Source organism: Glaciecola punicea, assembly GCF_001756615.1.
GTDB lineage: Bacteria > Pseudomonadota > Gammaproteobacteria > Enterobacterales > Alteromonadaceae > Glaciecola > Glaciecola punicea.
Window position 1 is genome coordinate 42847 of the sequence record NZ_LZXY01000012.1, and the last position, 22652, is coordinate 65498.

A 22652-nucleotide genomic window follows, 5' to 3' on the forward strand; every position below is an offset into this window, starting at 1 on the left:
TATCATGATCACCAAAGCAGTGATAATGGATGCTATGAGGAAAACAGATCCGAGACAATGCGGATTCTTGAAACAGTAAAAATAATGAGAAGCAAAATGGCCTTATTTGAACACTCTGATTTTGACAATCACGAACAAGTTGCATTTCACCATGATAAATTAACAGGCCTTAAAGCGATTATCGCTGTGCATAACACAAATTTAGGCCCCAGTTTAGGCGGCTGTAGAATGTGGCCATATGCCTCAAGTGACGAAGCGCTAACGGATGTGTTAAGGCTGTCAAGTGGTATGTCTTATAAGGCTGCCATGGCTAATTTACCGAAAGGTGGAGGAAAAGCAGTTATCATTGGCAATCCGCGAGAGCATAAGAGTGAGGCGTTAATGCAGGCAATGGGCCGCTTTGTTGATAGTTTTAATGGTCGTTATATTATTGCTGAAGACTCAGGTATAAACGTACAAGATATTAATCAAATGGCCAGCCAGACGAAATACGCGTCAGGTAATAAAGCGCGCTACTCAGTAGACGGCACACAGCCAGATGGCAATCCAGGCCCATCGACATCATACGGCGTGTTTTGCGGTATTAAGGCCGCTGTAAAGCATCTTTATGGCAGCGATTTACAGGGTAAAACTATTGCTATTCAGGGGGTTGGAAATGTGGGGCTTCGCTTAGCCAAATACCTTCATCAGGCCGGCGCTCACATATTCGTTTCTGATATTTTCGAGGAAAACCTACTAATTGCGCATGAAGAATTCGGCGCTACCATAGTGGATAATAAAACTATTCATAGCCTTGATGTAGACGTGTTTGCCCCTTGTGCACTGGGCGGTGCAGTAAATGAAAATACAATAGAAGCGTTTAAGGCAAAGATCATAGCGGGCGCTGCCAATAACCAACTGGCTAACAGCACTATGGATTTAGCATTGATGAATAGACGTATTACTTATGTACCAGACTACGTGTTAAATGCGGGCGGCATTATCGATATTCATCATCAGACCCTTGACGATAGCAGCGATGAAAAGTTAAAACATCAGATTAGCAATATTGGCAATACTGTAGTTACGGTATTGGAGCAAGCGCAAGAACAAGGCTTACCGACGCAGCAAGTTGCTAATAAAATTGCGGCGAGTCGATTTGGTTAAACAAGTAAAGGTTAAAAAATACTGTGCGTAAAATGTACGTTTTATAGTGCTCAGTATTTTTTGTCAATAAACACAACAGCAATTTAGTATACATAATGTGCAATCAGGCGTTTACGGCTTATAAAACTAGGGTCACTGCTTGCATAAACAGCATGAACTCGGCATAATGCGGCGGCCTTGATAATATTTTTCAAGGTTCTATGGTAAACTCTGGTTCTCTCGCAATGATACATTGGGAACTCGGTCAGACCCGGAAGGGAGCAGCCGTACTAATGGACTCATGTGCCGAGATGTGGCTGGGGTTTGCCACCACTTATTTCTCTTTACTTGCTAGCGTCAAACTTATCTAAAAAATCTGCACCGGATTGCACTGCACCAATTACATTGAGCCTCATTTTTTGACTTTCTGAGTTGGGTAAGTAAAATGCCGCAGCGAGCGCATATCTTATTTACCGTGGTGATAGCTGATTCAAAGCTAGACGGGTAAGGTCGGCCAAATAGTCGTAGCCTTTTGCTGTTTCCAGCCCCATTTCCACAATATGTTTAAATACCATATGTTCATGATAATAAAGAATATTATCATCTAATTTCATCTGTTTTCTCATTTGACGGGCGTGAGTAAGCCAATATAGCTGTGTAAGTCGTGTAACGGCGCGGTGATAATTTTGATGAATTTTTTTGCAACTGCTGTGTAAGCGTAGTTTGTCGTAGGTTAAGCAAAAGAAAATCGGCTAAGGCGCTGCGACGAAAGCAATTTACTAAATAATTTGTTAACGCTAAATATGTTTTAACAAGATACTTGGTAATGAACTATTGACAACAAATCACCTTTAGCTAAAAATCAAGAAAAATATAAACACTTTTTTTTGTTTAAGGGTGTCGAGTTTCTTGACATTTATGCAACATCCTGTGAGTATTTATAGGTGTGCCGGACTTTGTAATGGCATAAATATAAATAACTATAAACCTTATTAGGTCCCACAGTGGCCTTAACAACAGACTTTAATGGTTGGGAATATGTCCAAAATGAGCAATAGAACTCAAATCGCAGCTTGCATTGCTGGTGCTTTAGCACTTACATCAGCAAGTATAGCCTTTGCCGGTCCGCTAGAAGAAGTGCAAACGGAACAGCGTAAAATCCATGTGGCAGCGGCTCAGTCTCAAGAAAAGATAAATGGTCTTTTTGAGCAATCTCAAGAGCTGTTGATTGATTATCGCGCGGTTGTCGATCAAACAGAGAATCTTAAAATATACAATGATTACGTTGCCCGGCTGGTTACCGACCAACAGCGTGTGGTGGATTCTTTGCAGCGTCAAATAGACTCAATTGAAGAAACCAAACAGAATATTGTTCCGCTTATGGGCCGCATGATAGACAGCTTAGAGAAGTTTATTAACCTAGACGTTCCGATCAATAAGCAAGAGCGTCTTGATCGTGTTCAGCGTTTACGTGACGTAATGGGTAACTCAAGTGTCACTGTTTCTGAGCAGTTTCGTTTAGTGCTTGATGCATACTCAATTGAAAATGCATACGGCACCCGCATTAATGCATACGAAGGAAATATTCAGGTAAACGGTGAAGATATTTCAGTTGAGTTCTTTAACCTTGGCAGAACAGCATTGCTAGCGTTAACGCTTGATCAGCAAACAGCTTGGGCTTGGGACAATGACACCAGAAGCTGGCAAAAGTTAGGCGATGAATATCTCAATTCAGTTATTCAAGCAACCCGTATGGCAGGGGGTCTAGTACCCGAAGACTTAATTAAATTACCAATCAAAGCGGCGGAGTAAGGTAAATGAAAACAACAATAAAAGCGCTTATCGCAACTGCCTCTATCACTTTGATGGCGAGTATGGCCAGTGCACAAGCACCGGCACCAACTAGTTTGCAAGAATTACTTAACCAAGTTAAAAATGATCGTGTGTCTGAAGCACGTGTTAATCAAGAGCGTGAGGCAGAATTTACCAGTGCACGCGCTGACAAGCAGGCACTTTTGCGCAGAGCTCAAGGGCAATTAAGAGATGAAGAGCAACGTGGTGATCGTTTAGGCGCACAATTTGCCGCAAACGAACAAACCATCATAGACAAAGAAATTGAGTTAGACCAAGCAAGCGGTACTTTAGGTGAAATGTTTGGCGTAGTACGCCAGGCATCAGCCGATGCATACGGCACCATATCAACTTCTATAGTTAGTGCTGAATTTCCAGGTCGTGAGTCGTTTCTACAAGAAATGGCACAAGACTCTAAGGGCCTTCCTAACATTCGTGAGTTAGAAGAGCTATGGATTTCATTGCAAACTGAAATGACTGAGTCTGGCCAAATATCTAAATTCACTGCTGACGTAGTCGATTTAACAGGTGGTTCGTCGTCTCAAGAAGTGTTACGCGTGGGTACGTTCAACTTAATTGGTGAACAGGGATATTTAGTGTTTGATGAAGCCACACAGACTATCCGTCCTTTAGGTCGCCAGCCGGACGGGCACCAGGTAGCATCAACACAAAACTTATTAAATGCCACTAGTGGATTTATACCGACGTTTGTTGACCCATCACGTGGCGTGATACTAAACTTGTTCAAGCAAAAAGCCACCATGTCTGACCGTTACCATCAAGGTGGTTTAGTTGGTTATATAATCACGGTTATGTTAGCAATTGGTTTATCAATTGGTGTTTTTAAAATTGTTCAGCTAACGATTGTTAGTGGCAAAATGAGAAAACAAATGAACAACATCGACAATCCATCCAATGCCAACCCACTAGGGCGTATATTAACTGTTTACAATGCCAACAAAAAAGCTGATGTAGAAGGGTTAGAGTTAAAACTCGATGAAGCCATTCTCAAAGAGCTACCGCGGGTAGATGCAGGGGTCAATATTATTAAGATATTTGCTGCAATTGCACCGCTGTTAGGTCTTCTAGGTACGGTTATAGGGATGATTGCGACGTTCCAACAAATAACCTTGTTTGGAACGGGTGACCCACGCATTATGGCGGGTTCGATCTCTATGGCACTTGTAACCACTGCCCAAGGTATAATCGCAGCATTGCCACTAATACTGATGCACAGCATCGTTGCAGGTCGTGCTAAGTCGATTGTTCACATACTTGACGAGCAGACTGCAGGCGTTATCGCTGCGCATGCAGAGTCGGAGAAAGCATAATATGTTATTCCTAGTAGGCTTATGGGAAACGGTTAGAGAATTCTTGTCAGCAGGAGGCGACGTACTGTATTTTGTTGCCGGCGCTCTCTTCTTAATGTGGGCATTAATGATAGAGCGCTATTGGTATTTAACGTCGGTTTTTCCACCAATAAGAAAGAAAATTATTGATGATTGGGAAGCGCGAGTTGACACTACCTCTTGGCATGCACATAGAATTCGTGAGGCATGGATTTCACAAGCCTCTGACGGTTTGACCGCTAGACTGATAATAATCAGAACTTTAGTCGCAATGTGTCCTCTAATAGGGTTATTAGGTACTGTAACAGGAATGATTGGCGTATTTGAGACAATGGCCACCCAAGGTACTGGTAACCCAAGATTGATGGCTGCGGGTATTTCGATGGCAACTATTCCCACAATGGCAGGAATGGTTGCAGCTCTGTCTGGATTATTTGTAAGCTCACGCATTGAAGCAAAAGCTAAGAATTTGAAAGAGCAGTTAGTCGACAGCTTGCCACATAATTAAGAGAGGTTGTTATGGGACGTAAAGTTAGAGAACTTCAAGATGATGCAGCAATTGATATGACGCCAATGCTCGACATTGTGTTTATCATGCTCATATTCTTTATTGTAACAACAGTATTTGTTAAGCAAGCCGGTATTGACGTAAACAAACCTGAAGGCATAACTGCAACTAAATTCAAAAATGCGAATATTTTTATTGCGGTCACTGAAGATGGTGCAGTGTGGATTGATCGCCGTGAAATTTCGCTAGAAGCAGTCAGGCCTAACGTAGAGAAATTATTGTTAGAGCAGCCTACTGATGCCGTATACATAGAGGCAGACGTGAAAGCGAAACATGGTGTAGTAATCAAAGTAATGGATCAGGTTAAACAGGCTGGTGTTGACAAAGTCGCTATTGCGGTAAGGAGTTAATAATGATTAGATTTATTGCATCAATATTCCTTGGTGGCGTGGTGGCTTTCTCACTGTTTGTGCTGATGGCAAAATTAATTGAAAACGATGGCGTGGCGGGTAAGCCAGTAGATCCGCCACCCATTATTGATATTATTATGGCCGACCCAGACGAAAACTTAAACACACGCGTGCGCAGGCCACCACCACCACCACCTCCGCCTAAGGAGCCGCCTAAAGTTGAAATGGTAGAGCCTGATGCAGCGGAGCCTGATGCAAATGCCTTTAGTATAAATATACCGGGTATCGATACGGGCAGTGTTGGCGTAAATATAGGCGGCATTGGCGCGATGATGCGTGACGGTGATGCAACGCCAATAGTGCGTATAGATCCAAAATATCCGCCCGAAGCGGCACGTGATGGAAAAGAAGGATGGGTTGACCTATCGTTCACCATCAACGAGGTGGGCGGGGTTGAGGATGTAGAGGTGCTTGAAGCAGATCCAAAACGAATTTTTGACCGTGAAGCAAAAAGAGCACTGCGTAAGTGGAAGTACAGACCAAAAGTTGTCGACGGTATTGCACAAAGACAGCCTGGTTTGAGAGTTCGACTAGAATTTAGTTTAGGCGGAGATGATTAATATGAAAAAATTAAATAAAGTCTTGATGACAGCTGGTGTCGCTTTGTTTGGTTCATATTCGACACTTGCGATTGCGCAACAGTCAGCTGCTATTGTTTGTCCGGGTTATGAACCGGCCAAAACACAGCTGTTAGGCGAGCGTTCTGGTAAGAAGCTTCAGCGAGCATATGAAGTCTATCTAAACGAAGAGCTTGACGAAAGAGAAAGGGTTAAAGAAGCAATCAGCATGCTGCGGGATATTGATTCAAAAGAAGATTTTGATACCGCAACTGTTAATAGATTTCTTGGACAATTGTTGGTGTCAGAAGACGGTAAACAGTTAGAGGCTCTATCACTGCTTACACGGGCTGCTGATTTAGGCGTTTTGAATGATAAAGACCAAGCCGATATTTTAAAGTTGGTGGCTGACTTGTCTATTCAAGAAGAAAAGTATGAAAACTCCATCAAGTATTATAAGAAATGGATGTCGTTTACCTGTAAAGAAGATCCGGACATTTATACGCGTATGGCGAAAGCTTATACTGAAATGAAAGACTTTGATAATGTGCTACTTACCGCCGATCTTGCTATTGCGAATTATGTTCAACCAAACAAGAACCCTTTCGCATTAAAGATAAATGCTTTTCACGAGAAAAAACAATATGATGGCGCCGTTGAGGTTGCTGAAATACTTGTTTCCTTGTTCCCAGGAGAGAAAAACTGGTGGTCACAGCTAGGCTTTTTCTACATGTTGGTAGAGGACTATACCAAAGCACTTTCTACGTTCTCATTAGCACATAAACAAGGATATTTAACAAAACGGTCAGAGTTTAAGGCTTTAGCCCAGCTATATGCCTCAAGTGATGTGCCTTATAAGTCTGCTCAGTTGCAAAAGAAATACATGGCGTCGGGTATGCTTGAATCGGAAGCTAGTGACATTGCCAGTTTGGCAAATACGCTTCAGTTAGCACGTGAGTACAGCGAAGCGGCTAAGTATTATGGACAGGCCGCAGCAAAAAGCGCTGATCCTGACCATTACCGCAAGCAAGGTGTTTTATTGTTAACGGCGGAAGATTATAGAGGGGCTATAACGGCGCTTACTAAATCTATAGAGTCGGGCATAGACGAAGAGGGCAAGGTGCATTTCTCGTTGATGGAAGCTAATTTCTATATGGGTAATTTTCGGAAAGCCTATGAGCATGCTACCGAGGCTCAGAAAGATCCCAGCTTACGCAGGAATGCTTTAGCTTGGATACCTTATATCAAGCAAAAAGCTGAAAATCGTGGCGTTAAAATATAGACGAATGTAGATAATCGAAATCCCGCTTACATTAGCGGGTTTTTTTTTGCCTTGAAATATAGATTCATAAGTAGTCAAAGAGGTGATCCTGTTCCGTATATACCCTAAAAATATCGCTAACAGCACTAAATACGACATGTTCTATTTCACACTTTTCCGGCTTATGAATACCTTTTTCATGATATCTTAATATCAGTTCTTGGATGGACCGTGCCGATATCGGTAAGATGTGAGCATCGTCGTGTGTTAACAACCATAGCAAGATAGGCGCTATTTTTTCTAAATTTATATCTTTTGCTAAGTAGCGTTTAAGCGCTTTATTGACAAATTGCTTATGCACTGTATCGGTAAACATAAAATCCGCTTTAAAGGTTTGATATATGCTTTGATATAAAGTGTGTAAGCGTTTATGCGTTTCGCGTAAGTACTGTCGTTCTATTTGTAAGCGAAACTGCAGTAAACTTTTGCTCAATTTAGGGATATCACGCAATGGTTTAAGCATTAATAGGCTGCAGGTTCCACTAGCAGTATCAATACGATGTCCAAGCTTAGCCATTGTAAAGTCATTTTTTAGCCAAAACGAATATAGAGAAGAAGTAAAACCATAAGATACACTAACACAGTCAACGTTTGTAGAATGCGCGTATTGTTCACAAAACTGCAGCAGATTAGTGCCTATGTTAAGTCGTTTATGCGCCTGCTTGACTGCAATTCTGTTGATGCGTAAATACTTCAGTTCACACAAATCAGAATCTAATAAGTAGAGTGACAGTGCCTGAGGACTCAAATGTCCTTGCACCCTTCTTTTACCAAGACTTATGTCATGCTTTAGTGATGAAAGGAGTTCCCCTCCCTCTTCAAACAAAATGGCTACGCCTAGCACTTGACGATTGGCCTTATTGATATGGGAGCTGTTTTTATAGGCGATTGCTATTATGCAGTCATTAGCATCTAAGGTTCTTACAATATCGTTAGGGGTGGTTTGATAATGGGCGTCGCTAAGCAATGTAAATATTTGAGCATAAAGCTTATTGCTTTTGACCAATATTGTTTTGTCTATGATTTCAAATTGTACATCATGTAAAACATCTTTATTTATCTTGCTCTGTAAGGATTTATCAGTTGTGTGTGCGGTTCTTGTCGATGATCCCATATTTGGCATATAACCAAGCAGTGAGTGTAAACACGTTTCTACGGTGTCTCCTTTTAGCCACCTAAACGGTTTGCTTAAGGTGTATACGTGCGTATTTTTATGGGAGACTAAGTAAGGCAATACTCTATGTATAAAGCCATTGCCGCTACCCTCATAACCGTCTGTAGTGCCAGTAAGTATGCAGTGTGAAAAATGAGAAATAGTACGCTTAAGCAGCGCCGGCGCGATCGACGCTAATTCATCAATAATCACTATGGAATGGGGCGGGGCAAGTGCGGTGATCTCATCCATCGCGTAGAATTTAATTTCATTTTTTTGAATAGCATGTTTTTCTAAAGGTGCATTACGGTTCGCTTCGTAAGGAGCTTGGCTCGCTGTGTTCACGTCGTAAAAACGCTGTAATTGACGTTTCTTTAATGCACTGACCACGACAGGGGTATTCTGGTTATTTACCTTAGCGGATAATCTACTTGCAATATGACCTATCAACGTAGACTTGCCCCTTCCGCGTGGGCCAAGAATAATTGAAACTGACCCCGTGGATGCTTTAGCGTTGATCCTTTGCGTTATTTTGGTTTCGATATCAGTCTGGTCTTTTGATAGTTGCCAGTCTTGCTGATTTGTTTGTGTTTCGTGTTCAATTGCTTGCTTCAAAGGAGATGATATGGCACTACTTGGAAAAAACGAGTGCGTGGGATCTACGTAAGCTCCATTGTTTTTTTTAACGTGTCGTATAAAAACGTCAGTGAAATATGATGTTTTAGGTGTATACCCATAGCTAAACTTTAGTGGGCCTAAATTTGGCTTATATGAGCTTTCAGATGCCAGCAGCACCACAATAATTCCGCCTGCCTGAACCATGCCAGCGCTTGCATACAGCGCATTTAAGTGAAACCCATTTCTGGCATCAAAAATAAGAGAGTTGGTTTGCTGTCCCAAATAGTCTTGGTAGCGAGTTAAAGGGATGTGTTTCACATGGCTTATGCATAAGTTATTTGAAACAACAGAGCTGTCTTTATAATCTGCCACTACAGCCTCTAGGAAAAACATTGCTTCATCTAAAGGCAATGATAAAAGTAAGAACTGCCTATGGTGAAAGCCCGTCTTTTTTACGCTAAGCCATTTTGTGAATGCTTCTTTATTCGGCATCATTTTTTAACATAGTCACGATAATCCAGAAAGTTGAGTTCATACTATATTTGTTGAGATTAACTCACTTGGCAATAAATCGCTAAAATTTTAGTAACAATGCGTAAACAGGCATTGATTATTGCCTGATTCTTGCTATTCTCTGCGCGAGTGTGATTTTTAACTAATAAACTTAGGTTTATGTTTACCTCATACTTATGTTGAACCAAGGGGTGCGTTAATTCGCTGAGATTCATTAAGAGAACCCTTAGTTACCTGATCCGGTTAGTACCGGCGTAGGAATGGTCAATTACTTACCTTCTCAATGCCACGGTTGCCGGATCTTTTCGTATTCTTGAAGAGATCCATACATGTATAAGACATCAAAAAAAGTTTCATTATTACTCACGCCAATTGCTATTTCTTGCAGCCTTTTATATGCGTCTAGCCTTCATGCTATGCAAGTAATCGAGGGTAACGATAGTTCACAAGCAGGCCGTGATGATTTAACGTCAGTTGAACGAATTGTGGTTACGGCTGATTTATCGCAGCGAGATTTATCTGAACTACCCGCCAGTGCCTTTGTTATAGGTGAGGCCGCTATTAACTCACGCCAAGCGAGGCACATTCAAGATATTATTGGCATGGTGCCCAACTTGAATTTTTCGAGTGGCGCTTCACGTGGCAAGTTTTTGCAAATTAGAGGCATAGGCGAACGTTCGCAGTTCGCTGAGCCGATTAACCCGTCGATTGGTTTGTTTCTAAACGACATCGATATTTCCGGCATTGGCGGCTTAGCGACCGTTAATGATATAAGGCAGATAGAAGTGTTGTCTGGACCACAGTCAGTTGCCAGCGGCGCAAATAGCATTGGTGGTATAGTGAAGCTAGTGAGCAACGCGCCAAGCGATGATTTATTTGCCAATGTTAATATCAGTTACGGGCAATTTAACGAGTCTCGGCTCGCCGGCACTTACTCAAATGCCTTATCAAACAATATATCTACAAGAGTCTCTATACAACAGACTAAAAGCGATGGTTTTATCAAAAACGCTTTTTTAAACACAGACGACACCAATCGCATTGACGAAACCACCGCGTCTATTATTACCAGCGTTGCCCTCAATGCCGTTAGCAGCTTAGATATAAGCGCGTTCACTTTTGATATAGACAACGGCTATGACATTTTTTCGCTTGACAATGCCTCAACGCTTGCAGACAAACCTGGTTTTGACAGGGTGGATGCTAGCGCAGGCAGCTTAAAATATAACTACCGATTTGACCAACACAAACTACAGGTCAGTGCTTATTTGTTAGATGCGCAAACCGAATACGGTTTTGATGAAGATTGGACATTTGTCGGAATACACCCTGATGGCTATTCGTCATTTGATTTTTATCAGCGTGATATAAAAAGAACCGGACTTGATATAAAGCTTGCAAGTACAATTGCAAGAGGGCAAAACAGCTACTTACTTGGCGCTAATATTACCGATAGCGATGAAGATTTATTACGCCAGAATACTTTTTTTGAAAGTGATTACTTGAGTACTTATGAGCGCTCTAATCAATCAGTCTTTGGTCAGTACGTGCATGTGCTTAACGACAAAACAAACATTACCAGTGCAGGGCGGGTCGAGCGTTTCAATACTGACTTTGCAGATGCAGTCGGCAGCTCAAACATAAGTGACACCTTGGTGGCAGCTTCGCTTGCGCTTGACTACCAGTTAGGTGAGAACTTAGTTTTTGCCAGTATTTCGCGCGGTTATAAAGCTGCAGGTTATAATATAGATGCCCGACTTGCCGCTGATAGCCGTACATTTGACCCAGAATATAATATGAACTACGAGATAGGGGTAAAAGGCCGCGCCTATGACGGCTTGGCCACTCTTAATTTAACGTTCTTTTACATGCAAAGAGACGACGCGCAGGTTAGCGACTCTGTCCTTTTTGCGATTGACGATACAGGCGCAAGTTCATTCGCCGACGCCATTGGCAATGCTGACACGGGCACGAATAAAGGCTTTGAATTTTCAGGTACGTGGGATATTGCAGGAAACTGGTATTTACAAACTAATGTAGGTTACCTAGATGCTACATTTGGGGGTTATACAAAAGAAAATGGCGAGTTTGTGGGCATTCAGCAACAGGCGCATGCGCCTAAATACACTGCCTATCTGGCGTCTAACTGGCAGCTCTCAAATAGCGTAAACTGGTTTGTAGATATAGACGTAAAAGATGATTTTAGATTAGGTATAAACCATGATGTGCGCGCACCTTCTACCACTGTCATTAACTCTGAACTAACCTGGCGGGCAATGGGAAAGCACGCATACTCTTTCAAGCTGTGGGTAAAAAACGTGACCGACAAGGCGATTGTGACGCGCGGCTTTGGTAGCTTCCCTAATGATCCACGTGACGGCTACAGCACTAACGGCCCGTATTTTCAGTTTGGCCAACCTCGCCAAATAGGCGTAACGTTTAACTATGATTGGGAGTAGGCTTAACACTGTGCTATGACGCCTCTATGACGCCTTTATATCTTACTGCGATTAGATATAAAGGCGACTATACATAATTGACAGCAAAGATGAACTGACACTAACACAACTTTACATGAGAAAACTTATGAATGAGAACACCCTGCAGTTAGGCGTTGAAATTTCTCTTTATCCGCTGCATCAAGAGTATGTGCCCTACATCAAAGATTTTATAGATAGATTAAACACCGATCAGCATTTACACGTGCAAACAAGCCACACTTCTACCTTGGTGAGCGGCGAGTTTGCGTATGTAATGAAGGTGATACAAACCGAAATGAAAACCACGTTTGAACAAGTCGGGCAGGCTGTTTTTGTATGTAAGTTTCTAAATGCCACGCATATGAACTTATCCTGACATTGGCATTTTTTGAAGCCGTTTCGCAACAGTGGCAGCAGCAAAGTATAAGCGAGGTTTTCGCTGTCTTGTTAGCGGTGGTGTATGTTTGGTTGGCCGCTCAAGAGTCTCTTTGGTGTTGGCCTGCTGGGTTTATAAGCACATGCTTATACGCCTATATTTACTGGGATGTTACGCTTTTTTTTCAAATGATATTAAATGTCTACTACATGGCAGTGGCGGTGTGGGGATTTATTTATTGGGGCAGAAGCGGAGATAAAAAAGTTAGCATTTCGCGTATGAACTGGCACAATCATGTTAGTGTCCTACTGTTTGGCGCCGTAACAAGCACCGTTATTTTTTTTATTGCGATTCAATTTCTTAACTATGAGCTTGTACTACTCGACATTACCCTGACCGTATTTTCGCTCATTACTACTTATTTAACGGTCACTAAAAAGTTAGAAAATTGGATTTATTGGAGCATTATTAACGTCGTGAGCATGGTGCTTTTATACGACAGAGGCTTATACTTAACGACAGTACTTATGCTCATTTACCTTGTGCTCGCATTAAGAGGTCTAATGCATTGGCAAAGTGTGTACCGTCAGGGAAAGGACTATGTCGCCTAAACCTTTGAAGAAAGAAAAAGATCGCTTATCCATTCTCAAAATGCTTGAGCGTTATGAGGTGGTGGATGTCACCAGCCCTAATTTTGAGATAAATCGTGTTAGAAGCGGCACCATCAATCGTAACTTTAAAGTTTGTGATGGCGATAAAACGCTGATGCTAAAACTGTTTGATAGCAACGAATTGCTGCCTGTAGATCGAAGGCAAGTATTTAGGATGCAAGAAGAGCTTGCTATTTTAGGCTTAGCGCCAGCACCCGTTTTTTTAAGCGTAAACGGCAAGGTTTATTGTGAGCAGTGGGTCGACATTCGCCAGCATGAAGACGCAAAACATGGGCGTAAGGTCAACTCGGGTAACGCCATGGGTGATAAAGTAGAAACCTTGGCCGAAGTATTGTACAAGGTGCATAGCTCGTTCGTGTCAGCGCCGCTGCTTGCATTAGATGAGCACTGGGAAGTGTACTGGGATAAAATTGAGTCTCCATCACCGCAGCTTCAGCAAAAATATTTGCAGGTTAAACAGCAGTGGCAACGCTATTTGGACGTCTGCATTGATGAATTCGTGCTTTGCCATAACGATTTGCACATTGATCATATTAGTTATTTAAACGGGCCTGTTTTTGATTGGGAATATGCGGGTATGGGCTGTCGTTATTTTGATATGGCTAGCTGCTGCACCATTAATAATTTAAACCAAAGTGAAATAAAAAGCTTGTGTATTTATTATGCAAATTTGGCTAGTCGAGACATACAAGAAGTATGTGATAAAATGCATCAAGCCAGTGTTATGGTGAGCTTTACCTACGAATTATGGGAAACGTCGCTTAACATTTCAAAATAAAGTCCTTTATTTATTCACAATGCTCGCTATAATGCCATCGGCAATAGGAGTGTAGTTCCAATTGGTAGAACAGCGGTCTCCAAAACCGATGGCTGGGGGTTCGAGTCCCTCCACTCCTGCCACTTTTTCATGCCAACGGGCGCAAGTAACTGGCATATATATAGCGCCTAATAGGAACTTAAGAACGTGTCTGCTTCATTAACCGCCAGTTGCCAGCATTTTTCAGCCCAGCAAAAAGCGCAGCTTTTAGCTATGGGTATAAGTCTGTATGAGCCCACTGTGCCCATTGACCTCAAGCAAATGCCATGGATTGCCGATGTATGTAAATTACTCAAAATTTCACCCCAAAGTTGCTTATTTGATAGCAGCCAACCGCTGTTTAACAGTAAAACGCAAACACTCCATCTCCCTCTGGTAAGCTATGCAAACGAAGCCAATATTAAAAAGTCAATTTGGCTAAGTATTCGCCAGTACGTTGACTAAAACGGTGAATAATATTCGTATTGTTTATTCGGCTGATGCAATTAGTTTGCATCAACGGGCATATTCAATATTTTGTGCGCATCGAGATAGTCCTTGGCAATTTACCACCTTTGAAAAAGCACTCATGCTGCCAAACTCTTTAATTGCTATTATAGATAATGAATGTGTGGGATATGCGCTGATTACTGTGGTGCTTGGTGAGGTCGAAATAGAAGACATTTGTGCTCTGCCAGATTTAAGAAGACAAGGTATTGCGAGCACCTTACTTTCGCATGTGATTAGTGACGCCAATCGTCGCCGCGACGATTATATTTTACTTGAGGTTGCCCAGAAAAATAAACCGGCAAAGGCTTTATATGAAAAGCATGGTTTTGCTCTCGTTACTACTCGCAAAAACTATTATCGCTTGGTTAACAACACCTTTGATGATGCGCTACTGTTAAAAAAGATATTGCCGTAGCGGGCGATTTAGTCGATCGTTTTGTTGGGTTAAATGCCGAATTTAGCGAAGCAGAAGAACATAAATTTCGGTAGAATACGACGCGGTTTTCGCTGACGCGATCATTGTTAAATTAATTAAGTGTAAATAAGGGTTTAATGGATATGAGCGATAGCAATTTTATTAGTGAAATCAATAAGCGAAGAACGTTTGCTATCATTTCGCATCCCGACGCGGGTAAAACTACGATTACCGAAAAAGTGCTCTTGTTTGGTAATGCTATTCAAGTTGCCGGCACGATAAAAGGCAGAAAATCGGGTCAGCACGCTAAATCTGACTGGATGGCGATGGAAAAAGAGCGAGGGATTTCTGTGTCTACGTCAGTTATGCAATTTCCGTATCTTGACCACTTAGTTAATTTACTTGATACGCCTGGACACGCCGACTTTTCAGAAGATACCTATCGTACACTGACCGCCGTAGATTCATGCTTAATGGTAATTGACGCGGCTAAAGGTGTTGAAGCCAGAACAATCAAGCTTATGGAAGTTACGCGACTGCGTGATACTCCTATTTTAACCTTTATTAATAAATTAGATCGAGACACTCGTGACCCTATCGATTTACTTGATGAAGTGGAAGACATACTCAAAATAAAGTGTGCGCCAATAACCTGGCCAATCGGCATGGGTAAAGAATTTAAAGGCGTTTATCATTTACTGCGCGATGAAACCATCTTGTATAAAACGGGCCAAGGCCACACCATTCAAGCTATTAAAACAATAAAAGGCATCGATAACCCCGAGCTTGACAGTGCTATTGGTATCTACGCTGAAGAATTAAGAGAAATGCTTGAGTTAGTGCGCGGCGCGTCACATGAGTTTTCACATGAAGCCTTCTTAAAAGGTGAGCTTACGCCTGTATTCTTTGGTACCGCATTGGGTAACTTTGGGGTTGATCATATGCTTGACGGCCTCATTGATTGGGCGCCTGCGCCAATTGGCAGACAGACCGATGCCGACATATTCGTAGCAGCTAAAGAACCATCTTTTAGTGGTTTTGTATTTAAAATTCAGGCTAACATGGACCCAAAGCATCGAGATCGTATTGCCTTTTGCCGAATAGTGTCTGGCAAATACGAAAAAGGTATGAAGATGCACCATAGCCGCATAGGTAAGGATGTACGTATTTCTGACGCGCTTACTTTTTTAGCCGGCGACAGAAGCCTACTAGATGAAGCCTACGCTGGTGATATTATCGGCCTGCATAACCACGGGTCTATGCGTATAGGTGACACTTTCACCAGCGGTGAAAAATATGCTTTTACGGGCATTCCAAACTTCGCGCCTGAACTATTTAAACGTATACGCTTGCGCGATCCACTCAAACAAAAGCAGTTGCTAAAAGGCCTTATACAGCTAGCTGAAGAAGGCGCGGTACAAGTATTTCGCCCGCTCATGAACAACGATTTAATTGTAGGCGCGGTAGGGGTGCTGCAGTTTGACGTAGTTGTGGCTAGGCTAAAAGCTGAATATAATGTGGATGCATTGTATGAGCACGTCAATGTTAGTACCGCTCGCTGGGTATATGGTGATCCTCGCAAGGTAGAAGAGTTCATGCGCAAAACCGAAATAAACCTGGCTTACGACGGCGGTGACAACTTAACCTATATTGCCCCCACCATGGTTAATTTATCTTTGGCGCAAGAGCGCTACCCCGATATTAAATTTACTGCCACGCGTGAACAATAGCACTACCCGATAACCATATTTCCTTATAGGCTTTTTTTACCACATGAATATTCAACAACTATTAGTCGAACGTTTTACCTCAGCCCTAAACATCTTGGGCTTCACTGATGCTCCTGTACCCGTGGCTAAAAATACCAAAAAAGGTTTTGGTGAATATCAGTTTAATGGCGCGATGGGCCTAGCAAAAAAATTAAAACAAAACCCAAGGGATATTGCCCAGCAAATAATAGACGCTGTAGATATAAGTGACATGGCGTCAACCCTAGAAATTGCGGGTCCTGGTTTTATTAATATCCATATAAATAATATGTGGTTGTCTGCGCAACTAAGCGCAGTACTTAGCGATAAACGCTTAGGCATTGACATTGTGCCTGCCAAAAACGTGGTGGTTGATTACTCTGCGCCAAACCTAGCAAAGGAAATGCATGTGGGGCATTTACGCTCTACTATTATCGGTGATGCAGTGGTTAGGTGCTTAGCGTTTTTAGGCCACAATGTTATCCGTCAAAACCACATGGGGGATTGGGGTACGCAGTTCGGCATGCTGCTAGCCCATCTTCAAGACAAGCTAGCGCAGGATCAGGTTGCTGAAACCGCATTAAGTGATTTAGAAGACTTCTATCGTGAAGCTAAAGTGCGTTTCGATAATGAGGAAGGCTTTGCCGACACCGCGCGCCAATATGTGGTGCGTCTGCAAGGTGGTGATAAGGAATGCTTGGCGCTTTGGAAAAACTTTATAGATGTGTCCATTAGCCATTCTGAAGATATTTACAAAACGCTTGGCGTGTCACTGTCGCGCCAAGACGTAATGGGCGAAAGCGCTTATAACGATGACTTAGCCACTGTAGTGAGCATATTAAAAGAGAAGGGCATTGCGCAAGAAGATGCAGGCGCTCAAGTTGTTTTTTTGCAGGAGCTTGCAGATAAAAACGGCAAGCCTGCGGTGTATATTGTGCAAAAATCTGGTGGCGGCTATCTTTATGCCACTACAGACTTAGCCGCCATTCGTCATCGCTCGTCAGTATTACAGGCTGATCGCACGCTCATATTCACCGATGCACGACAAGCGCTGCATTTTAAACAAACCGAAATGGTGGCTAGAAAAGCTAATTTTATGCAGCCTGACGAAGCCTATCAACATTGTCCTTTTGGCATGATGTTAGGCAAAGACAACAAGCCTTTTAAAACCAGAACTGGCGGCACTGTAAAGCTAATTGATTTACTCGATGAAGCCGTTGAGCGGGCCGAGAAACTAGTGCTAGAGCGTAAGCCTGATATTGATCCACAACAGCTTGCTCAAATGAAGTCAACGCTAGGAATTGGCGCGGTTAAATACGCCGATTTAAGCAAAAATAGAACTACCGACTACGTGTTTGACTGGAATGCCATGCTGAGCTTTGAGGGCAACACCGCACCTTATTTACAATATGCGTATACTCGCATTCAGAGTATTTTTGAAAAAGCAAAATTTGATCCTGCTGCCCACGCACAAAGCACTATTGAGATGAGTATTGAGCAAGACGCTGAGAAGGCACTTTGTTTGCACTTATTGCAGTGTCAAAACGCGCTCGAGTTAGTCGCAATAGAAGCAACACCGCATATTCTGTGCACCTACTTATATGAATTAGCATCACTTTATATGCGCTTTTATGAAGCCTGCCCCATTTTAAAAGATGATGTAAGTAGGCAAAGTAAGCATACGCGTCTGAGTTTGTGCGTATTGACCGCAAGCACGCTTAAATTAGGGCTAGATTTGTTGGGTATTGGTACCATGCAAAAGATGTAGATGCGTGCGCGCATTTAATTTTTACGCTGTGGGGCAGCGTAACGGTTTGGGATTGAGCCTTATATTGTTGAGCAGGCATGAACAAATTCACCCCAATCGCGTAAACTTTACTAACTAATACATTTAATACCCCAAACTTAAAGGATCTGTATGTGTAAACTATTGGCTTTTAGTGGCAGTCTTCGTCAGCATTCATATAACCATAGCATAGTGGTTGCCGCCAGCGAAGGTGCAAGAGCTGCTGGCTGTAAAGTCACGATCGTACATTTGAACGATTTTAAAGCACCTTTATTTAGCGAGGACGACGAGGCAGTATCGGGTATTCCAGACGGTGCTAAAAAACTTAAAACCCTAATGATGGAGCATGATGGTTTTTTAATTGCAACACCTGAGTATAATAGCAGCTACAGCGCCGCCTTAAAAAATGCAATTGACTGGGCTTCACGCATGGAAGACGGCGAAAAGCCACTGCAGGCTTTTAAAGGTAAAACTGCCGTAATTATGGCGGCCTCTCCTGGTGCTTTAGGCGGCATAAGAGCATTAGCCGCACTCAGAACGCTACTAGCCAACATTGGCATGTATGTGCATCCAGCCCAACAGGCAATTGGCAAGGTTTCTGGCCTTGTAGATACAAGTGGCAAAGTGGTTGATGAAGCTACCTTGAAAAAGCTTCATGCATTAGGCAAACAGTCGGTCACTTACACTAATGCGCTTAAAAACGGGTAGCATAAATCTTCTGTATCTGCCAAATTGGCCTTTGTAAAACCTTGCATTGGCCAAAACTAAGCACCAAGCGTAGATTGAAATATATTTACGCTGTTAAAAATACGCCATTTTGCGTACAATCTTGCCATTGTAGAACTAAGCGAAGCGATCTCATGTTTGAAGTAAACCCTATTAATAACGCCTTAGCCGATATTCGCCTGCGAGCTGATTCGCTTCGGGGGTATCTTTGACTTCGACAGTAAAGTCGAACAGTTAGAAGAAGTTTCTCGAGAGTTAGAAAACCCCGATGTATGGAATAACCCTCAAAGAGCAACGTTACTAGGTAAAGAAAAAGTAGCGCTTGAACTTGTTGTGAACACTATTCAAAACTTGCATCAAGGCAGCCAAGACATAGAGGGTTTGCTAGAATTAGCCATAGAAGCCGATGATCAAGAAACCTTTGACGAAGCTCAGCAAGAACTTAACAGCCTTATAAAAGACTTAGAAGCCCTAGAGTTTCGGCGCATGTTTTCTGGTCCAAATGATGCAAACAATGGCTACATTGACATTCAGTCTGGCAGCGGCGGCACCGAAGCGCAAGATTGGGCAGACATGCTTTTAAGAATGTATTTGCGCTGGGGTGAACGCCAAGGTTTCAAAACTGAACTTATTGAGCTGTCTGATGGCGATGTAGCAGGCATTAAAAGCGCTACTATTAAGTTTACAGGTGATTATGCTTTTGGCTGGTTGCGCACCGAAACAGGTGTGCATCGCTTAGTCAGAAAGTCACCTTTTGACTCAGGCAGTAGGCGCCATACCTCATTTGCATCGGCCTTCGCCTACCCAGAAATAGACGACGATATTGAAATAGATATTAATCCAGCAGACCTGCGCATCGACACTTATCGTGCCTCGGGTGCAGGTGGCCAACACGTAAACCGAACTGACTCTGCTGTGCGTATTACGCATTTGCCCACCAATACGGTAGTGCAGTGTCAAAATGATCGCTCGCAGCATAAAAATAAAGACCAAGCCATGAAGCAGCTCAAGGCGAAGCTATATGAGCTTGAAATGCAAAAACAAAACGAAGAAAAACAAGCCATGGAAGATACGAAGTCAGACATTGGTTGGGGCAGTCAAATACGCTCTTATGTACTAGACGACTCTCGTATAAAAGATTTGCGCACAGGTATTGAATCGCATAATACCCAAGCAGTATTGGACGGTGATCTAAATAAATTTATTATTGCGAGTCTTCAATCGGGGCTGTAATAGCAAGTTTCTCATTGGGCTATAAATCACACTTCTCTTTGTAGATAAAATACACCTTAAGTTTATATAAACAGTAACGGAAAATAGATGACTATTGAGCAGCAAGACGAAAACAAATTGATTGCAGAGCGCAGAGCTAAATTAGATAAAATTCGTGAGAATTGTCCTTCGAACGGCTATCCAAACCAATTTAAACGCCAGCACTATGCGCAAGACTTGCAAACTGAGTTTGGTGAGTTCGACAAAGAAACTTTAGTTGAACAGGGCAATCTGATGACGATTGCTGGTCGCATTATGGCTAAACGAGGTCCGTTTTTTTTGCTGCAAGATATGACAGGTCGTATTCAATCATACGCTGATAAACCAGCCCAGAAACTGATGAAAGAGCAATATGGTAGCTTAGACATTGGTGATATTATTGGTGTAAGCGGCGTTTTACACAAATCGGGTAAAGGCGATTTATATGTCAATATGGCTGACTTTCAACTGCTCACAAAATCACTGCGTCCCTTGCCTGAAAAATTCCACGGCCTAGCGGATCAGGAGACTAAATATAGACAGCGTTATGTTGACCTTATTACAAATCCTGACACGCGCAATACTTTTCGAATAAGAAGTGAGATTGTGAGCGGCATAAGACGTTTTTTAACACAACGACGTTTTATGGAAGTAGAAACGCCCATGCTGCAGGTTATTCCCGGCGGCGCTACCGCAGAGCCTTTTATGACTCACCATAAGGCCTTAGATATAGATATGTATTTACGTATTGCACCGGAACTTTACTTGAAGCGTTTAGTGGTAGGTGGTTTTGAAAGAGTATTTGAAATTAATCGTAATTTTAGGAATGAAGGCTTGTCTACTCGCCACAACCCAGAATTTACGATGCTTGAGTTTTATCAAGCTTACGCAGACTTTATTGATCTGATGAATCTTACCGAGGAGATGCTACGTGAGCTTGCGCAAAATGTGTTGGGCACCACAGTGCTGAAAAATCATATTCGCGACGTTCGTGGTGACGTAATTGAAGTCATAGAATATGATTTTGCAACGCCATTTGTGCGTTTATCAATGGCTGATGCAATATTAAAGTATTGGCCCGAAGCAAATGCTGAGGCTATCAATGATCCAGAAAATCATTTAGCAGAAATGAAATCAATGGCCAAACAACTGCATATTAAAGAGCCTGAGGTTGACGGTATTTGGGGCGCCGGTAAATATTTATGTGAAATATTTGAAGCCACAGCGGAAGAAAAACTTGTGCAGCCTACGTTTATTACGCAATACCCATGGGAAGTGTCGCCCTTAGCACGCCGAAATGACAGTAATCCATTTGTGACTGACCGTTTTGAATTTTTTGTCGGTGGACGTGAGCTTGCTAACGGATTTTCAGAGTTAAACGATTCTGCTGACCAAGCATCGCGCTTTCAAAAACAAGTGCAAGAAAAAGACGCAGGCGATGATGAAGCGATGCATTTTGACGAAGACTATATTATTGCACTAGAGTATGGCCTTCCGCCCACGGCAGGAGAAGGCATTGGTATTGATCGCCTTGTTATGCTATTTGCTGACTGTAGCACCATTAAAGACGTTATTTTGTTCCCGCATATGCGTCCTAATGTTGACTAAGGCAAGATTATAACAAGACCAAAAAAGCTCGTTTTACGGGCTTTTTTTGGATTACTGCACAGACGAAAAGTGTAAGTTTGATTTTTTTGGCAATAATAAAACCCTCCTGCAAAACACCACTGACAAAAAAGTTTTAATGATAAATTATTAATAAATCTTCGGTATTGGAGACACACATTATTACAAAGTGAAAATTGACGAACTCTGTTCGTCTAACCATTGCGGTGGGCGTAGCCTCAATTGCTATGCTTGCCAACCAAACTGGGTTTGCACAGCAAAACTCGGGCGCTATTGAGCAAAGCCCAGAGAAAATACAGGTGTCGGGTCCACATATCGCCCGCCCAAACGCGGTTTCTGTTAGTCCTATTATGTCAATGAGTGCGTAAGATTTTGAGCCTTTGCAAGAGCTAGAAGTTGAAAAGATCATTAGTACTTTACCCGGAACTATCCCTGGCGATGTTACTAACGTAAACAACTGCTCAGCTGGCGTAGCCACGGTTAACCAGCGTGGTTGGTGCTCACAAAGAACATTGATATTGATGGACGCCAGCCAAATAGTGCCTTTCAACTTCAATGGTCAAGTAGACACTGCTACTGTTGCAACCGCCTTAGTTGAGTTAAATAAATCACAAACAGGTGTTAGCGACGGCGACAGAGACAACATATCGCTTATATTAGGTTCTAACCTTGCTGATGATAAAGGTAATATAGCGGTATCATTAAGCTGGATGAACCGTGATCAAATTTTATTAGGTGACCTTCCTCTTGAGTAATACTTTCCCAAGTAGCGATGATGTACTAGGGCGTACATTCAAAGTGG

At 42.4% G+C, this 22652-nt stretch carries 22 protein-coding genes, 1 tRNA gene, 1 other RNA gene and 1 riboswitch; of the genes, 22 read left to right on the plus strand and 2 right to left on the minus strand.

Annotated elements, in window-relative coordinates; translation table 11 throughout:
* Positions 1-96: 96 nt before the first annotated feature.
* A complete protein-coding gene (locus BAE46_RS12605; RefSeq protein WP_006004828.1) occupies positions 97-1146 on the plus strand; it encodes a Glu/Leu/Phe/Val dehydrogenase dimerization domain-containing protein in 1050 nt (349 codons plus the stop codon).
* Positions 1147-1354: 208 nt separating this feature from the next.
* Positions 1355-1451: signal recognition particle sRNA small type (gene ffs, locus BAE46_RS12610), an RNA gene on the plus strand.
* A 144-nt stretch (positions 1452-1595) separates the two neighbouring features.
* Here the strand turns inward: ffs and BAE46_RS15140 are convergent.
* Positions 1596-1739: a hypothetical protein gene (locus tag BAE46_RS15140; RefSeq protein ID WP_342341491.1), complete on the minus strand. Its 144-nt coding sequence runs from the start codon at positions 1737-1739 to the stop codon at positions 1596-1598.
* 433 nt (positions 1740-2172) lie between these two features.
* On the opposite strand from BAE46_RS15140, the gene BAE46_RS12620 reads away from it, so the two are divergent.
* From BAE46_RS12620 to BAE46_RS12645, 6 genes are read left to right on the plus strand one after another with little or no spacing between them, the layout of a single operon-like run.
* Positions 2173-2937, plus strand: a complete 765-nt coding sequence (locus BAE46_RS12620) for a DUF3450 domain-containing protein (protein ID WP_070113053.1) — start codon at positions 2173-2175, stop codon at positions 2935-2937.
* Between the two features lie 5 nt (positions 2938-2942).
* Entirely contained in the window at positions 2943-4307 is a 1365-nt protein-coding gene (locus tag BAE46_RS12625; RefSeq protein ID WP_006004831.1) for a MotA/TolQ/ExbB proton channel family protein, read from the plus strand.
* Position 4308: 1 nt separating this feature from the next.
* Positions 4309-4833 (plus strand): MotA/TolQ/ExbB proton channel family protein, encoded by a 525-nt coding sequence (locus BAE46_RS12630; RefSeq protein ID WP_006004832.1) that lies wholly within the window; start codon positions 4309-4311, stop codon positions 4831-4833.
* An 11-nt stretch (positions 4834-4844) separates the two neighbouring features.
* Complete coding sequence (locus BAE46_RS12635) at positions 4845-5243, plus strand: ExbD/TolR family protein (RefSeq protein ID WP_006004833.1); 399 nt, start codon at positions 4845-4847, stop codon at positions 5241-5243.
* 2 nt (positions 5244-5245) lie between these two features.
* Positions 5246-5863 carry an energy transducer TonB gene (locus tag BAE46_RS12640; RefSeq protein WP_006004834.1) on the plus strand — a complete coding sequence of 206 codons (618 nt, stop codon included), beginning with the start codon at positions 5246-5248 and terminating at the stop codon, positions 5861-5863.
* Positions 5856-7142, plus strand: coding sequence for a tetratricopeptide repeat protein (locus tag BAE46_RS12645; RefSeq protein ID WP_006004835.1), 1287 nt, complete (start codon positions 5856-5858; stop codon positions 7140-7142). Before BAE46_RS12640 ends, BAE46_RS12645 begins: the two co-directional genes overlap by 8 nt.
* Positions 7143-7206: 64 nt before the next feature.
* On the opposite strand, the gene BAE46_RS12650 is transcribed toward BAE46_RS12645, so the two are convergent.
* Entirely contained in the window at positions 7207-9447 is a 2241-nt protein-coding gene (locus BAE46_RS12650) for a tRNA(Met) cytidine acetyltransferase TmcA domain-containing protein (RefSeq protein ID WP_070113055.1), read from the minus strand.
* Between the two features lie 195 nt (positions 9448-9642).
* Positions 9643-9743: riboswitch (TPP riboswitch) on the plus strand.
* 51 nt (positions 9744-9794) lie between these two features.
* On the opposite strand from BAE46_RS12650, the gene BAE46_RS12655 reads away from it, so the two are divergent.
* From BAE46_RS12655 to BAE46_RS12720, 14 genes are all read left to right on the plus strand, one after another.
* A complete protein-coding gene (locus BAE46_RS12655) occupies positions 9795-11924 on the plus strand; it encodes a TonB-dependent receptor (RefSeq protein ID WP_070113057.1) in 2130 nt (709 codons plus the stop codon).
* A gap of 142 nt (positions 11925-12066) precedes the next feature.
* Positions 12067-12321: a YkoF family thiamine/hydroxymethylpyrimidine-binding protein gene (locus tag BAE46_RS12660; protein ID WP_040520562.1), complete on the plus strand. Its 255-nt coding sequence runs from the start codon at positions 12067-12069 to the stop codon at positions 12319-12321.
* Between the two features lie 2 nt (positions 12322-12323).
* Positions 12324-12932, plus strand: coding sequence for a nicotinamide riboside transporter PnuC (gene pnuC / locus BAE46_RS12665; protein WP_006004843.1), 609 nt, complete (start codon positions 12324-12326; stop codon positions 12930-12932).
* The gene (locus tag BAE46_RS12670) at positions 12922-13770 is read left to right on the plus strand and encodes a phosphotransferase (RefSeq protein WP_070113059.1); all 849 of its coding nucleotides are present in this window, start codon (positions 12922-12924) and stop codon (positions 13768-13770) included. Before pnuC ends, BAE46_RS12670 begins: the two co-directional genes overlap by 11 nt.
* A gap of 45 nt (positions 13771-13815) precedes the next feature.
* A tRNA-Trp gene (locus BAE46_RS12675) sits at positions 13816-13892 on the plus strand.
* A 64-nt stretch (positions 13893-13956) separates the two neighbouring features.
* Entirely contained in the window at positions 13957-14253 is a 297-nt protein-coding gene (locus BAE46_RS12680; protein ID WP_006004847.1) for a hypothetical protein, read from the plus strand.
* Positions 14254-14257: 4 nt separating this feature from the next.
* Positions 14258-14713 (plus strand): ribosomal protein S18-alanine N-acetyltransferase, encoded by a 456-nt coding sequence (gene rimI, locus BAE46_RS12685; protein ID WP_158309261.1) that lies wholly within the window; start codon positions 14258-14260, stop codon positions 14711-14713.
* A gap of 137 nt (positions 14714-14850) precedes the next feature.
* Entirely contained in the window at positions 14851-16443 is a 1593-nt protein-coding gene (gene prfC, locus BAE46_RS12690; RefSeq protein WP_006004851.1) for a peptide chain release factor 3, read from the plus strand.
* 43 nt (positions 16444-16486) lie between these two features.
* Positions 16487-18229 (plus strand): arginine--tRNA ligase, encoded by a 1743-nt coding sequence (argS, locus tag BAE46_RS12695; RefSeq protein WP_070113061.1) that lies wholly within the window; start codon positions 16487-16489, stop codon positions 18227-18229.
* 150 nt (positions 18230-18379) lie between these two features.
* On the plus strand, positions 18380-18955 hold the full coding sequence (locus BAE46_RS12700) for an NADPH-dependent FMN reductase (protein ID WP_070113063.1): 576 nt from the start codon (positions 18380-18382) through the stop codon (positions 18953-18955).
* Positions 18956-19107: 152 nt separating this feature from the next.
* Positions 19108-20206 (plus strand): peptide chain release factor 2 gene (gene prfB, locus BAE46_RS12705; RefSeq protein ID WP_162470417.1). Its coding sequence is split into 2 segments (ribosomal slippage): positions 19108-19182 and positions 19184-20206, totalling 1098 coding nucleotides; the frame shifts between segments, so codons are not numbered across the junction.
* 87 nt (positions 20207-20293) lie between these two features.
* Complete coding sequence (lysS, locus tag BAE46_RS12710) at positions 20294-21832, plus strand: lysine--tRNA ligase (RefSeq protein WP_070113065.1); 1539 nt, start codon at positions 20294-20296, stop codon at positions 21830-21832.
* 194 nt (positions 21833-22026) lie between these two features.
* Positions 22027-22218 (plus strand): hypothetical protein, encoded by a 192-nt coding sequence (locus BAE46_RS12715; RefSeq protein WP_070113067.1) that lies wholly within the window; start codon positions 22027-22029, stop codon positions 22216-22218.
* Positions 22219-22230: 12 nt separating this feature from the next.
* Entirely contained in the window at positions 22231-22605 is a 375-nt protein-coding gene (locus BAE46_RS12720) for a hypothetical protein (RefSeq protein ID WP_070113069.1), read from the plus strand.
* Positions 22606-22652: the final 47 nt, after the last annotated feature.

What these genes read in the sequence shown, in the direction of transcription:
- argS (WP_070113061.1), top strand. Translation starts at nt 16,487, where the DNA reads ATGAATATTCAACAACTATTAGTCGAACGTTTTACCTCAGCCCTAAAC.
- BAE46_RS12605 (WP_006004828.1), top strand. Translation starts at nt 97, where the DNA reads ATGGCCTTATTTGAACACTCTGATTTTGACAATCACGAACAAGTTGCA.
- BAE46_RS12645 (WP_006004835.1), top strand. Translation starts at nt 5,856, where the DNA reads ATGATTAATATGAAAAAATTAAATAAAGTCTTGATGACAGCTGGTGTC.
- BAE46_RS12670 (WP_070113059.1), top strand. Translation starts at nt 12,922, where the DNA reads ATGTCGCCTAAACCTTTGAAGAAAGAAAAAGATCGCTTATCCATTCTC.
- BAE46_RS12650 (WP_070113055.1), bottom strand. Translation starts at nt 9,447, where the DNA reads ATGATGCCGAATAAAGAAGCATTCACAAAATGGCTTAGCGTAAAAAAG.
- BAE46_RS12620 (WP_070113053.1), top strand. Translation starts at nt 2,173, where the DNA reads ATGAGCAATAGAACTCAAATCGCAGCTTGCATTGCTGGTGCTTTAGCA.
- BAE46_RS12640 (WP_006004834.1), top strand. Translation starts at nt 5,246, where the DNA reads ATGATTAGATTTATTGCATCAATATTCCTTGGTGGCGTGGTGGCTTTC.
- BAE46_RS12630 (WP_006004832.1), top strand. Translation starts at nt 4,309, where the DNA reads ATGTTATTCCTAGTAGGCTTATGGGAAACGGTTAGAGAATTCTTGTCA.
- BAE46_RS12635 (WP_006004833.1), top strand. Translation starts at nt 4,845, where the DNA reads ATGGGACGTAAAGTTAGAGAACTTCAAGATGATGCAGCAATTGATATG.
- prfC (WP_006004851.1), top strand. Translation starts at nt 14,851, where the DNA reads ATGGATATGAGCGATAGCAATTTTATTAGTGAAATCAATAAGCGAAGA.
- BAE46_RS15140 (WP_342341491.1), bottom strand. Translation starts at nt 1,739, where the DNA reads ATGAAATTAGATGATAATATTCTTTATTATCATGAACATATGGTATTT.
- BAE46_RS12655 (WP_070113057.1), top strand. Translation starts at nt 9,795, where the DNA reads ATGTATAAGACATCAAAAAAAGTTTCATTATTACTCACGCCAATTGCT.
- lysS (WP_070113065.1), top strand. Translation starts at nt 20,294, where the DNA reads ATGACTATTGAGCAGCAAGACGAAAACAAATTGATTGCAGAGCGCAGA.
- BAE46_RS12625 (WP_006004831.1), top strand. Translation starts at nt 2,943, where the DNA reads ATGAAAACAACAATAAAAGCGCTTATCGCAACTGCCTCTATCACTTTG.
- BAE46_RS12700 (WP_070113063.1), top strand. Translation starts at nt 18,380, where the DNA reads ATGTGTAAACTATTGGCTTTTAGTGGCAGTCTTCGTCAGCATTCATAT.